This is a genomic window from Roseovarius tolerans (genome assembly GCF_028885395.1).
GTDB lineage: Bacteria > Pseudomonadota > Alphaproteobacteria > Rhodobacterales > Rhodobacteraceae > Roseovarius > Roseovarius tolerans.
In genome coordinates this window covers 3,159,326-3,172,202 of sequence record NZ_CP118494.1, presented here as the reverse complement: position 1 = coordinate 3,172,202, position 12,877 = coordinate 3,159,326, and the positions used below count along the sequence as shown (strand labels likewise).

General features: G+C 62.4%; 13 protein-coding genes and 1 CRISPR repeat array (1 of these 14 only partly in view). Of the genes, 4 read left to right on the top strand and 9 right to left on the bottom strand.

Features of this window, described 5'->3' with window-relative positions:
- A CRISPR array of direct repeats spans positions 1 to 1,077; the repeat unit is 36 nt; unit sequence ATTGTAGCTGTTCAAAATTCGCGGTCCAGCCGCAAC (it extends 2,903 nt beyond the left edge of the window).
- 742 nt (positions 1,078 to 1,819) lie between these two features.
- The 7 genes from PVU19_RS15735 to PVU19_RS15705 form a co-directional block, all read right to left on the bottom strand.
- Positions 1,820 to 2,137, bottom strand: a complete 318-nt coding sequence (locus tag PVU19_RS15735) for a type II toxin-antitoxin system RelE/ParE family toxin (RefSeq protein ID WP_050664311.1) — start codon at positions 2,135 to 2,137, stop codon at positions 1,820 to 1,822.
- 4 nt (positions 2,138 to 2,141) lie between these two features.
- Positions 2,142 to 2,393, bottom strand: coding sequence for a ribbon-helix-helix domain-containing protein (locus PVU19_RS15730; protein WP_050664312.1), 252 nt, complete (start codon positions 2,391 to 2,393; stop codon positions 2,142 to 2,144).
- Positions 2,394 to 2,464: 71 nt separating this feature from the next.
- Positions 2,465 to 2,797, bottom strand: coding sequence for a hypothetical protein (locus PVU19_RS15725; RefSeq protein WP_050664313.1), 333 nt, complete (start codon positions 2,795 to 2,797; stop codon positions 2,465 to 2,467).
- 145 nt (positions 2,798 to 2,942) lie between these two features.
- The gene (locus PVU19_RS15720) at positions 2,943 to 3,875 is read right to left on the bottom strand and encodes an IS5 family transposase (RefSeq protein ID WP_050664314.1); all 933 of its coding nucleotides are present in this window, start codon (positions 3,873 to 3,875) and stop codon (positions 2,943 to 2,945) included.
- A gap of 328 nt (positions 3,876 to 4,203) precedes the next feature.
- Positions 4,204 to 5,232: an IS110 family RNA-guided transposase gene (locus PVU19_RS15715; protein WP_050664315.1), complete on the bottom strand. Its 1,029-nt coding sequence runs from the start codon at positions 5,230 to 5,232 to the stop codon at positions 4,204 to 4,206.
- A 155-nt stretch (positions 5,233 to 5,387) separates the two neighbouring features.
- On the bottom strand, positions 5,388 to 6,596 hold the full coding sequence (locus PVU19_RS15710) for a CaiB/BaiF CoA transferase family protein (protein ID WP_050664316.1): 1,209 nt from the start codon (positions 6,594 to 6,596) through the stop codon (positions 5,388 to 5,390).
- Positions 6,593 to 7,549, bottom strand: coding sequence for a hydroxymethylglutaryl-CoA lyase (locus tag PVU19_RS15705; protein WP_050664317.1), 957 nt, complete (start codon positions 7,547 to 7,549; stop codon positions 6,593 to 6,595). Before PVU19_RS15705 ends, PVU19_RS15710 begins: the two co-directional genes overlap by 4 nt.
- Before the next feature lie 265 nt (positions 7,550 to 7,814).
- Here PVU19_RS15705 and PVU19_RS15700 point away from each other — a divergent pair, with 265 nt between their 5' ends.
- From PVU19_RS15700 to PVU19_RS15685, 4 genes are all read left to right on the top strand, one after another.
- Positions 7,815 to 8,786, top strand: a complete 972-nt coding sequence (locus PVU19_RS15700; protein WP_050664318.1) for a Bug family tripartite tricarboxylate transporter substrate binding protein — start codon at positions 7,815 to 7,817, stop codon at positions 8,784 to 8,786.
- Positions 8,783 to 9,214 (top strand): tripartite tricarboxylate transporter TctB family protein, encoded by a 432-nt coding sequence (locus PVU19_RS15695; RefSeq protein WP_082238001.1) that lies wholly within the window; start codon positions 8,783 to 8,785, stop codon positions 9,212 to 9,214. Before PVU19_RS15700 ends, PVU19_RS15695 begins: the two co-directional genes overlap by 4 nt.
- 36 nt (positions 9,215 to 9,250) lie before the next feature.
- The gene (locus PVU19_RS15690; RefSeq protein ID WP_050664319.1) at positions 9,251 to 10,765 is read left to right on the top strand and encodes a tripartite tricarboxylate transporter permease; all 1,515 of its coding nucleotides are present in this window, start codon (positions 9,251 to 9,253) and stop codon (positions 10,763 to 10,765) included.
- 339 nt (positions 10,766 to 11,104) lie between these two features.
- Entirely contained in the window at positions 11,105 to 11,827 is a 723-nt protein-coding gene (locus tag PVU19_RS15685) for a hypothetical protein (protein WP_235575903.1), read from the top strand.
- A gap of 150 nt (positions 11,828 to 11,977) precedes the next feature.
- Here the strand turns inward: PVU19_RS15685 and PVU19_RS15680 are convergent, their stop codons facing one another.
- Both PVU19_RS15680 and PVU19_RS15675 read right to left on the bottom strand, forming a co-directional pair.
- The gene (locus tag PVU19_RS15680; protein ID WP_050664377.1) at positions 11,978 to 12,466 is read right to left on the bottom strand and encodes a hypothetical protein; all 489 of its coding nucleotides are present in this window, start codon (positions 12,464 to 12,466) and stop codon (positions 11,978 to 11,980) included.
- A gap of 43 nt (positions 12,467 to 12,509) precedes the next feature.
- Positions 12,510 to 12,860 carry a hypothetical protein gene (locus PVU19_RS15675; RefSeq protein WP_200812556.1) on the bottom strand — a complete coding sequence of 117 codons (351 nt, stop codon included), beginning with the start codon at positions 12,858 to 12,860 and terminating at the stop codon, positions 12,510 to 12,512.
- Positions 12,861 to 12,877 lie beyond the last annotated feature (17 nt).

Genomic DNA, 12,877 nt, shown 5'->3' with positions numbered 1-12,877 from the left:
TCAAAATTCGCGGTCCAGCCGCAACTATGGACGGAAACAGATCGCTTTGCATGACATTGTAGCTGTTCAAAATTCGCGGTCCAGCCGCAACTATTATTCCCCTTTACTACCGGGGCAGGCGATTGTAGCTGTTCAAAATTCGCGGTCCAGCCGCAACTCACCGTCTCGGGGCTTGTCGGCGGCACGCATTGTAGCTGTTCAAAATTCGCGGTCCAGCCGCAACGTAGTAACCATTTTCGTTACCCTTCAGGTTATTGTAGCTGTTCAAAATTCGCGGTCCAGCCGCAACTACGCAGAAGCACAAAACTGGATCGAAGCATTGTAGCTGTTCAAAATTCGCGGTCCAGCCGCAACCCAACCAATAAGGCGGATCCGGCGTGACGTATTGTAGCTGTTCAAAATTCGCGGTCCAGCCGCAACTGTCAGCGCATAGGTGCGGCTGATCTGCCCATTGTAGCTGTTCAAAATTCGCGGTCCAGCCGCAACGGATACTGCGTCCATCATCGGATCAAGCGTATTGTAGCTGTTCAAAATTCGCGGTCCAGCCGCAACGACAAAGCTGACATTGCGCGCGGTCGGATAATTGTAGCTGTTCAAAATTCGCGGTCCAGCCGCAACTTGCACGTGGAAAAACGTAACCTTGGCGCGATTGTAGCTGTTCAAAATTCGCGGTCCAGCCGCAACTGACGGCAACACCAAGGGTCGCCCCTACAAATTGTAGCTGTTCAAAATTCGCGGTCCAGCCGCAACAAGGGGCTGGGGGTTACGGCCACGCCGATCATTGTAGCTGTTCAAAATTCGCGGTCCAGCCGCAACGCAACAGCGTTTGAGGCGCTGACATGGGTATTGTAGCTGTTCAAAATTCGCGGTCCAGCCGCAACCGGGCATACCCCGCAATCGTGCCGTCCGAATTGTAGCTGTTCAAAATTCGCGGTCCAGCCGCAACGATAGCACCTGCGGCCTGTGCGTTGCCCTATTGTAGCTGTTCAAAATTCGCGGTCCAGCCGCAACATGTTATGCTTGCTACCATTCGGAGCGCTCATTGTAGCTGTTCAAAATTCGCGGTCCAGCCGCAACGATGGGCGGGCCCCGCGTCAAACGGTTATGGCCAATGGCAAAGGCCTCGTGAGGTAACCGGGCTAATGGCGAAAGTTCGACTTCCGTTCCTTCTCACGAAAGCCACCGGCATCGGAGTGCTCAGCTTTGGCGTCAATAAAATCCAGTATTGCCAATAGCTTGCAAACTATTCACTAAATCGGCGCAGTCATCAGGTCCGGAGAATATCGGCCCTGAGAGACCGCTTCCGGGCTTCCTGGCGACTAGGCCAGTGCTCAGCCCCTCCCGCATAACCCTCGAAAACAACGAGAAAATCCGGCAGCAGCCGGATCGGGAGAACGGTTTCGCGAGGGCAAGTGGCGGAGCGGGAGGGACTGGCGTCGGACGTTCTCCACCTGTAAGTTATTGTTTTTATTTAATCTATAATAATACATCGCGCTCCGCCCATCAATGATCGCGCCGCTTCACCCTTTTCGAAGTCGCCACCAATGGTGCCCATCTGGTAGGTCAAGTGGGCCAGACAGATGACAGCCCGATCCCGCACCTGTCAGTTGCCGCCGAGCCAGACAGGCGCATTCGATCGGTCGAAGAAGGCCCTCGCTATCTATAGCTTGGAGGCCGCGTGATCTATAGGAGTTCCGATATCGAAGCACTTGATCTCGAAGTGCAGAGTGCATCTTGCCGAAGCGTCTAACCCTATGCCGTGCCAGTGTCGGACCCCGAGGGGTCAACGCGAAACCTTGCGCCCATTTGAAATGGGCTTTCAGCCATGCCCAAAATCATCGAGGAAGCGTTCGATCTGATGCATTCGCTCGTGCAAGATCGTCACAATGCCAATGTCGCCGTTCGAGAGGTGGCGCCAGTAAACGAAATGGCGTTCGTAGCGAAAAAAGAACCCCTCGACGCCGAACTCCGCCGGGATGGGCTTTGACGCGACTCCGTGGGCGGCGATCTTGTCGAAGGCGGTGAACAGACCGGTGATGTACTTCTCAGCTTGATCGTCCCCCCACCTGTCCCGGGTGAAGCGGTAGATGTCATCGAGGCGATGGGATGCCCCTTCTTGGATACGGATGGCGGGCACCGGGTCAGGCCCGGTTCCTGGCGATCACCTCGGCCGCAGTCAGCGACTGATAGGATTCCTCCGGCGCGGCGAACGCGTGGGTCAGTTCGCCCTTCAACCGGTTAAAGGCTTCTACTTCGGCCCGTTCCTTGTCACGCCGGATCAAGTCGCGAACGTATTCGCTGACGTTCTCGTACGACCCGTCGTCGCCCACATTGGCCGACACGAAATCACTCAGAGCCCCACCAAGGCGGACGGTCATTGTTGTTCGGGACATGGCGCAGCACCTCTCATCTTGAGTGTATTCAATATAACCAAAAATGAACGCAAAACAAGAGCAGCTGCGCCTTACGGCTGCCTATCGTCAGTCGCACCTCGGCCGTTGAACTCATCAACTATGATGCGGCCCGCAAGCGCGAGAACAACATAGAGCACAGCATCCGAATGCCGCGCAAGGGCGATGAGATGATCACCGCTCGGCCCCCGCTCGCCCGCGAACCAGTACTTCACGGTGCGTTCGCTGGCCCCAGTCCAGCGCATGGCCATCTTGATCGCGCGGTGCGTTTCGCCCAGTTCTTCGTGCAGAGCCAGCGCCATGGCCTTTCTATAATCGGTTGGTTCTTCGACCAAGTGCACAAATGTGCCCATTTTCGGCACAACTGTGCCCATCTTCACGCGCATTTTGACGTCCTTCTCCGTTAAACAATTGAAGAACCATAAAAACGTCGAAAACCCGTATTTGTCCGTGACGGGTCATTGGTGCCCGTCAGGGACTCTGTTGCACAAATTGGTTGAAGGCCAGACGCCCCCCTTTCCCCAGACAGACTCATCCTACGGGCTCAGTTATGGGTATGCCGAGCGCGGTATAGCCGTTCATGACGAGGATGCGGACTTGGACTTCCGCAACCTGACGATCGAAGCCCCGCGCCATGAGGCGCTGGCCCAGCATTTTCACGCAGTGCATTTTGGTCTCGACGCGGCTTCGGCGGTGGTATCCACTCCAGTTTCGCCAGATCGCGCGGCCGAGGTATTTCGAAGCTCGCAGGGCCTCGTTTCTGGCCATTGCACCCGCGGTGACGGTCTTCCACGGCTTGGCGTTTTTGCGAGGCGGGATGACGGCATGTGCACCACGGTCGGCGATGGCGTCGTGGCACTTGCGGGTGTCGTAGGCACCGTCAGCCGTGACGCTCCCGATCTCTTCGTCCGCCGGGATTTGGCTGAGCAGGTCAGGTAGCATTGGTGCATCGCCGATGTGGCTGCCGGTAATCTCGACCGCCCGAACCTCCAATGTTTGCTCGTCGATCCCGAGGTGGATCTTGCGCCAGACCCGTCGCTTGGGGCCGCCGTGCTTGCGGGCGTGCCACTCGCCTTCGCCCTCGACCTTGATCCCGGTGCTGTCGATCAAAAGGTGCAGCGGACCCTGGGAGCCGCGATATGGGATGTTTACTGCCAAGGTCTTCTGGCGACGGGAAAGCGTGCTGAAGTCCGGCACCGCCCAGTCCAAGCCAACCAGTTGCAGCAAGCTTTCAACGAAGCCCGTGGTCTGGCGTAGCGCCATGCCGAACAACACTTTCATCGTCAGGCATGTCTGGATAGCGGTGTCGCTGTAGGTCTGCTGCCGACCGCGCTTACCGGTCGGCGCAGCCTCCCAGATCATCTCCGGGTCAAACCAGACTGTCAGCGAGCCACGGCGCTTGAGCGCTTCGTTATAGGCCGGCCAGTTCCTGGTCTTGTAGGTTGGGGGTGTGGGTCTGCTCATGTCGCCCAGCTACCACACTGGATTCGCGACATGAATCCCTCACGCGCTTTGTGCATGTATGGATGCCCCCGTTGGTGCAAGTGGTTTTTGAACGGTTCGAGCGTGTGATCGGGTGCGGTCATGTATCAGGCCTTTTCTCTGCGGCGCTGACATGGCCGCTGGCCGGTATGGCGATGCGCGGATCAGAAGCATATCAACAAACCGAGCTCGTTGGCTCCTGCACAAAGACTGCTTTCTCTGACCCGGATCTTTTCGATCCTTTGCCCTTACGGTTCAATGACCTCCTCACACCCCGACGTGCCGGGACGGACTGGTAAACGCGGTGCGCTCAGACCAACTCCGCCACCGGGTTCCGGTAATCCTCTTGTTTCGTCAGCATCGCCCACAGGGCACGCGCCATCTTCTTCGCCAACGCGATGGCGGCGACCATACGTGGCTTGCGGGTCAGTAGACGTTTCAGCCAGCCGTTTTTCGGCGTATCAAACCGCTCAACCGCCTGAAGAACGGCCATGGCGCCGGACACCAGAAGCGTGCGGATATCGCGCTGGCCCATTTTCGATGTCTTCCCGAGCCGTGCTTTCCCGCCAGTCGAGTGCTGTTTCGGCACGAGCCCGAGCCAGGCAGCAAAATCACGTCCACGCTTGAAGGTGGCCAAGTCAGGTGCAAATGTTTCGATCGCCAAAGCCGTGACAGGGCCGACCCCAGGCATGGTTTGCGCCCGACGCGCCAGATTGGCTTCTTTGGCAGCGCGCTTCATCTTCCCGTCAAGCTCTGCGATCCGAGCGGACAGGCCATCAATCTGCTCCAGATACATCTGTCCGAGTTCTCGAACCTCGTCAGGCAGCGAGGTGTCATCCTCTGCAATCGCGTCCGCAAGCCGCTTGAGATGGGCAGGCCCTCGCGCGGCGACCAGACCATGCTCGGCAAGGTGTCCGCGCAAGGCGTTTATCATTTGGGTGCGCTGCCCCACGAACATCTGCCGTGTTCGAAACAGCATCGCGCGGGCCTGCTGATCTTCCGTCTTCACCGCGACAAAGCGCATGGTCGGACGCAACGCTGCCTCAACGATCGCCTCGGCGTCGGCGGCGTCGTTCTTCTGACGCTTGACGAAAGGCTTCACATAGACTGGCGGGATCAAGCGGACCTCATGCCCCAGCTTCCCGAACTCGCGACCCCAGCCATGTGCTGTCGCGCATGCTTCCATGGCGATAACGCACTTGGGATGCCGAGCAATGAACGCCAATAGCTGACCCCTGGACAGCTTCTTGCGAAAAGCGACTGATCCGTTGTAGCGCGCGCCATGAAGCTGGAAGACACGTTTTGCCAGATCGATTCCGATGATGGTAACCTCGGACATGGATGCTCTCTCCTTTTGTGATGGCTTCAACACTCATCACATTGGCACATTGCGATGCCGTCGGGAGGGGGCATCCACGCCATCAACAAAGCCGATCATGGCTGTGGTTCTGACGTCGGACATGGCCCTCGACGGCAGAGAGAGCGCCGAAGCGGCTATCCAACAGGCTCGTTTCCGTTGCCCAGAACCCCGCGCGCGATCAACGTCGCGATCTGCGCTTCACTGTAGCCCGTTGCGCGCAGGATCTCCGGGCCCTGGGCGCCCAGCTCAGGCGTGGGATGGCGCACGCCGAGCGGCGTTTGCGAGAACTTGATCGGAAAGCCGGTCATCCCGACGCTGCCACGGCCGGGATGGGGCACGCGCAGCACCATGTCCTGCGCGGCGACCTGCGGATCGGTCAGCGCCTCTGTCAGCGATTGCACCCGGCCGCAGGGCACGCCGGCCCTGTTCAGCCGCGCGATCCAGTCGTCTTGCGTGCCATCGGCCAGCGCCGCGTCGATCAGCGCATTGAGTGCGACGCGGTTGTTCAAGCGCAGGGCGTTGGTCTCGAAGCGCGGGTCCGACAACAGGTGTTCCAGCCCCAGCTCGGCCAGAAAGCGGCGCACGATCACCTCGGTCGAGGGGGCGACGGCGATGTCGCCATCCGACGCGCGGAACAGCCCGTAGGGCGAGGCGATGGGATGGTCGTTGCCGGTGGGCACCGGATCGCGCCCGGTCGCCAGCGCGTTCGACGACAGATAGGCCAGCATCGACATCATCGACATCATCATCGACGCCTCGACCCGCTGCGCCGGGCCGCCCTGCTCGCGGCCGCGCAGCGCCGCCACGGCCCCCAGCGCGGCGTACAGCCCGGCGACCAGATCCGTGATCGGCGGCGCGGTGCGCAGCGGCCCCGTTTCGGGCGTACCGTTGGTGGCCATGTAGCCCGACATGGCCTGCGCGATGAAGTCGAAGGCCGGGCGGTCGGCATAAGGACCGGTGGAGCCGTAGCCATTGACGCTGACGACGATCAGATCGGGGTTGATCTGTTCCAGATGCGCCTCGGTCAGGCCCATCTTTTCCAGTGTGCCGGGGCGGAAATTCTCGGTCAGGATGTCGGCGTCGGCCAGCAGGTGTTCCAGCACGGCGATGCCTTCAGGCGCGCGCAGGTTCAGCTCCATCGATCGCTTGTTGCGGTTGAAGCCGGCGAAATACCACGACAGCCCTTCGACCATATGCCCCTGCTTGCGCACGGAATCCCCGCCTGGCGCCTCGATCTTGATCACGTCGGCACCCAGATCGCCCAGGATCATCGAACAAAACGGACCGGAAAGGATGCGCGTCAGGTCGATGACCTTCACGCCGGACAAGGGAAGCGCGCTCATCCTTCGGCCGTCAGGGTCAGCTCCGGGTCATGGCGTTTCAGGCGCGGCCCGGCCTTGAGCAGCTGCCCGGGCAGCGCGCGTCCGATGACATCCTGCGCCAACGCCGCGGCGTCGATCAGGTGGTCCAGGTCCACGCCGGTCTCATAGCCGCTTTCCTGCAGCAGATAGGCCAGATCCTCTGTGCAGATGTTGCCGGTGGCGCCGGCGGCGAAGGGACAGCCGCCAAGGCCGCCGACCGCCGCGTCGTAATGCGTCACACCCTCGGCCAGCCCGGTCATGACGCAGGCGAGCCCGACGCCGCGCGTGTTGTGGAAATGCAGGTGAATCTCCAGCCCCGGCGCGGCGTCGCGGATGGCGCGGATGGCGGCCTGCACGGTCAGTGGCGTCGCCATGCCCGTCGTGTCGCCCAGCGACACGCTGGTGGCGCCAAGATCCTGATACCGCCTGGCGATGCGCGCCAGCTGTTCGGGCGGCACGATGCCTTCGAAGGGGCAGCCGAAGGCGGTGGCGATCCCGCCTTCGACGACAATACCGGCCCCGGACAGCACGTCGAACACGGCGTCCAGTTCCGCCAGCGACTGATCGACGGGGCGGTTGAGGTTCTTGAGGTTGTGTGTCTCGGAGGCCGACAGGACCGTATGCACCGCGTCCACGCCCGCGCCGGCCGCGCGCTCTGCACCGCGCAGGTTGGGCACCAGCGCGGTCACCCAGGCGCCTTCGGGGCGGTCGATACCGGCCAGGACCTCTTCGGCGTCGGCCAATTGCGGCACGGCGCGCGGACTGACGAACGACGTGATCTGCATGTGACGCAGCCCTGCAGCGAACAGGGCGTTGGCGATCTCGATCTTCTTTTGCGTCGGGATGAACGTCTTCTCGCTCTGGAACCCGTCACGGGGGCCAACCTCGCATATGGTGATCCGGGTGCCCTGCGGCACGGGGGCTACGGTGGCCATTGCGGTTCCTTTCACGTTTTCGGGTCACGCTTTCGGGCACCGCGTGATGCGTGCACCCGGCCGGGCCTCTGCCGACAGATGCCAAGATTCCGCGCCCACGGCAAGAGAGGCGCCTTGAGCACCGGCGTTCAGCCTACCGGATCCATCCCGCGCGATCCGGTCCCTGCCGGGCGGTGCACGGTTTCAAATTCCGCGGCCCGTCGCGACCACTTGCAAAGCGGCGTCAACTGTCATTTTATGAAGGAATCCAAGGGAGGATGGAGCTATGAAGATTTTCACGACCACTTCGGCGACGCTGGTAGCCGCGATGAGCGCGGCAGTAACGTTCGGCGCCCCGGCATCGGCCACCGAATGCATCGCGCCGTCGGCGCCGGGCGGCGGCTGGGATTTCACCTGCCGCACAATCGGCCGCATTCTGACGGAGCTGGACCTTGTGGAGGGCAATGTCCAGGTCACGAACATGCCGGGCGGCGTCGGTGCGGTGACCTTTGCCATGGTCGCAACCGAGCGGCCGGCCGACGAGGAACTGATCGTCGCCACGTCGACCGTCGGCATCACGCAGATCGCGCAAGGGCGCTATCCTGCGCCGGTCGACACGATGCGCTATCTGGCCATGCTGGGCGCGGATGTGGGCGTGATCGCAGTGGATGACGACAGCCCGATCGAGTCGCTCGGGCAGCTGACCGAGATGCTGGCGGAGGATCCGGGCTCGCTGGTGACGGCGGGATCGTCGGGCGCCGGCGGCTGGGATCACATCCGCCTGCTGATGGTCGCGCGTGAAGGCGGGCTCGACACGCTGGGCGACGTGCGCTGGGTGCAGTTCGACGGCGGCACCGACGCGGTGACGCAGATGATGGGCGGCCAGATCGACGTCGTGTCGACCGATCTGGGCGAGATCGCGGGTTTCGTCGAGTCGGGCGACATCCGCATCCTCGCCGCGCTGTCGGACGATCCGATCCCGGCCTTTCCCGACATCCCGACCGCCAAATCGCAGGGCATCGACGTGACCGGCTACAACTGGCGCGGCCTCTACACCGGCGGCGAGGTGTCGGACGAGGCCTACGACGAATGGGTGTCCGACCTCGAGACGCTGTACAATTCCGAGGCGTGGCAGACCGCGGCCGTCGAATCCGGGCTGATCCCGATCTGGCGCGGCGGCGCCGAGTTCTCCGACTTCGTCATGGAGGAGGCGCAGGTCATGGAGGACATTTCGCGCGATATCGGCGTGATTGAATGACGGTCAGACTGGCCGGCGTCGCGATCTTCATGATCGCGGCGCTTTATACCTGGTACGGGCGCGACTACACGGCCAGCTTCGGCGACGTGCTGGGCCCATCCGTCTTTCCCGTGATCGTGGGCATCCCGGCGATGATCCTGTCGGCCTCGCTGGTGGTGTTTCCGATCGGACAGGTCCAATGGCCCGACCCGCCCCACATGCTGCGGCAGGTGGCCGCGCTGGCCATCCTGCTGGGTTATGCGCTGTTGCTGCGCGATCTGGGTTTTCCGCTCGCGACGTTCGGCCTGATCCTGGGCATCGGCATCGTGCTGGGCGGGGCGCCGCTTCGCGCGTTGATCCTCGCTGCGATATTCGCACCCGCTCTGTGGGCGCTGTTCGACCAGATTCTGGGGCTGCCGCTGGCCTTTCTCGGCCGCTGGTTCGACTGACACGCAGCACAACGACACGCAGCACAAGGTGCGCTTATGGAAACCCTTTCCCTTCTGGCCGGCGGCTTTGCCGTCGCGCTGACCCCGCTGAACATCGCGCTGCTGCTGCTGGGATGCTTTTCCGGCACGCTGATCGGCGCGCTTCCGGGTCTCGGTCCGGTCAATGGCGTGGCGATCCTGATCCCGCTGACCTTCGCCTTCGGGTTCGACGCCACATCGTCGCTGATCCTGCTGTCTTCGGTCTATTTCGGGGCGATGTATGGCGGGCGGATCAGTTCGATCCTGCTCAACATCCCCGGTGACGAGCCGGCGGTGATGACCACGCTCGACGGCTACCCGATGGCGCAGCAAGGCCGAGCGGCGGATGCGCTGGCGATTTCCGGCGTGGCATCGTTCTTTGGCGCCACGGTCGCGGTGATCGGCCTGACGCTGTTCGCGCCGGTTCTGGCGCGTGCCGCGATCCATTTCGGACCGGCGGATTACTTTGCGCTATACGTCCTGGCCTTCATCACCATCGGCGGCATCGCCGGCGTGGACCCCCGCAAGACGCTGATCTCGGCCCTGCTGGGGCTGATGATCGCCACGATCGGGCTGGACCCGATCTCGGGTATCCCGCGCTATACGTTCGAGAATTATCACATCTACGACGGTGTCGACCCGATCGTCGCGCTGGTCGGATTGTTCGCGCTCTCCGAGATCCTGATGCTGCTGGAAAAGGCGGCCGTCGACCGGGCCAAGCCCATCGGGCTGGACAGCTGGTTGCCGGATGTCCGTACCATCTGGTTCACGCGATGGGCGATCCTGCGAGGGTCGGTCGTGGGGTTTGTGGCGGGGGTGCTGCCCGGTGCTGGAGCCTCGCTCGGCTCTGTCATGGCGTATTCGATGGAAAAGCAGACCAGCGACAAGGACGGCACCTTCGGCAAGGGCGACCCGCGCGGCGTCGCCGCCCCGGAGGCGGGCAACAACGCGGCCTCGGGCGGGGCGCTGATTCCGATGTTGTCTCTGGGTGTGCCCGGGTCCGGAACGACGGCGGTGATGCTCGCGATGCTGATTTCGCTGAACGTACAGCCAGGGCCGCTATTGTTCGAACGCCAGCCTGATCTGGTCTGGGGGCTGGTCGCGTCGCTCTACATGGCCAACGTGGCGCTGCTGGTCCTGAACCTGCCGATGATCGGCCTGTTCAGCCGGCTGATGATCGTGCCCACCTGGGCGCTGATGCCCATCGTCGCGGCGGTCAGCTTCGTCGGTGTCTTTTCGATCTCGAACTCGGGCTTCGATCTGCAGTTGATGATTGCGTTCGGAGTGCTGGGCTATCTGTTGCGCAAGCTTGATGTCAGTCTCGTGCCATTGGTGCTGGGACTTTTGCTGGGCGGCGACATGGAGCGCAATCTGCGCCGTGCCATGTCGATCTCGGATGGCGACTGGGGCGTTTTGATCGCCAGCCCGATATCGGTCACGCTTTATATTCTCACCATGGCGTTCCTCGGGCTGTCGATCTGGCTGGCGCGCCGTGACTTCAAGCGGACACAGGCCCGCAACGTCGAGGGCTGAAGGCGCGGGCGGCGGCTGAGGTGGCAGAGGGAGCCAACCTGGCCGCTAACTCTCTCTCGTGTCAGAGGTAGCCAATGCGCGCTTGAGCGAATTGCTGCGCGATGCTTTTGCGTTGGCCCGGAAGGGTGTCGTTACACTGCTCAGCGGCTTGGCGCATCGCGATCGCGTGGACCTGCGGGAGAGCAAAGTCCCCGTCACATCCCAGGCCCGGGTTTGATGGCGGTCATCCGCAGGCCCAGGCGCTTTTGGCCTTCCCTGAGAGGGGTGCCAAAATGTAAGCGAGCCCCATCACGTTGACATAGCGGCATGTTTTTAAAGACCGTGGTGGAGCCCGGCAAGATGAATTCGACCTTCTCCCTCCTTCTGGTCTTCCTGACCCAATTCTTCATGCCGCGGCACAACGCGCAACTGCGGCTGCTGAAGGCCCAGATCACCATCCTGCGCGCCCGCATCCCGACGCAAAGGATTATCCTGTCGCCCGCCGAAAAGGCCGAGCTGCTACGGATCGGGACGGAGTGCGGGCACGATATCGACGGGCTCTTGGAAGTCGCCAAGCCAGCGACCTACAAGCGCTGGCTTGCCCAGATGCGCGATGGACGCCCCTTCAAAGCGGTGGGACGGCCGCGCCTGACGCAAGAGCTGCGCGACGTCGTCACTCGCATCGGATCAGAAAACCTCCTGTGGGGGTACAAGCGGATCGCGGGGGAACTGAAAAAGCTGGGGCTCTATGCCGGTGCCAATTCCGTCAAACGCATCCTGAACGAGGCGGGCATCCACCCGAGCCCAGAGAGGCGAAAAAAGAAACCGGCCCTGCCGTGGACCACATTCATCCGTGCGCACATGGAAAGCATGGTCGCCTGCGATTTCTTCTCAAAGACCGTGTTTACGCTCCGTGGGCCAAGGACGGCCTATGTGCTGATCTTCATCCATCTCGGCAGCCGAAGGGTGTTCTGCAGCGCCCCGACCTATGCCCCTGGCCAGCTGCAGGATCGGGCTCTCGGCGGCCTTCGGCAAAGCGACGGATCGAGATGCTGTCGCCTTTCCAGCCCTGCACCGATTTGAGACCCGCTTCAAAGTCGAGGCAGACGGTTTGCTCCTCGGGCATGGTGGTCAGGAGGGTCGTCTTGCCACCCCCGCTCGGGCCAAAGATCGCCATGGTGGTCTTGCCCTGCGCCTCGCGCAGGCGCTCATCGGCGGTGAGAATGCGCAGGCTCATTGATCGCCTCCCTGAGAGAGAAGCTCGACCTTGAGCGTGCCGGTGCGCACGGTCCGCGCGGGCTCGAAGCCTTTCCGGATCGCGTCGGGCCAGGCCGCGTATTTGCGCTCCGGCACCTTGATGGCGATGTCGACATATTGTGCGGGGTCGTCACCGGCATCGCGAATGCGCGCGACCATCGCGGCGAGCTTGTCCTGATCCCAATCGACCCGCTTGGGCAGGTCAGCCACGATGGTGAAATCACCGTCATCGAAGCGCGTCGTGCCCGTGTCCTTGCCTGCGGCCTGCCGTTCCTCAGCAGCGCGATCGGCGTAGCGCACCGCGAGACCGGCATCGAGCCGGGCCTTGGCGGCCTTGTCGCGTTTGAGCCGCGCATCGATCTCGTGCTGCAGGATGGCCAGCAGTTCGACCGGCAAGGCCGCGATCTCGGCCGCGCTGAGCGCCTGGAGATCATCCGGCGTGGGGGTGTTTTCTGAAAACGGCATATTTGTGCCTCCTTGGTTTGCGTGTTGGGTCCGGAAGGGAGGGTCACGCCGCCTGCGCGTCGAGCAGCAGCGCGGACAGCGATGCGGTGGCGGCCTTCGGCCTGGGGCGGGCGACGGCGATGTAGGCGAACCGATCTGTGTCGATGCGCTCCTGCACCAGGTGCACGAGGCCCTGTTCGGCGGCCCAGAAGGCGCGGCTTCCCAGCTTGGCCAGTTCGACGCGCTGCGCATCCGGCAGGTGCGAGATCGCCGGAAAGGTATCGAGCACCAGAAAGCCGCGATGGTATTCCAGCCGGTCGCCGGGAACGGCCTGCGCCACCCATGCGCAGAACTCGATCTCGGACAGCGGTCGACTGGCGCGAACCGTGATGAAGGGTGTGGTTCCCATGAACATGATCTCCTCCTTTTCCC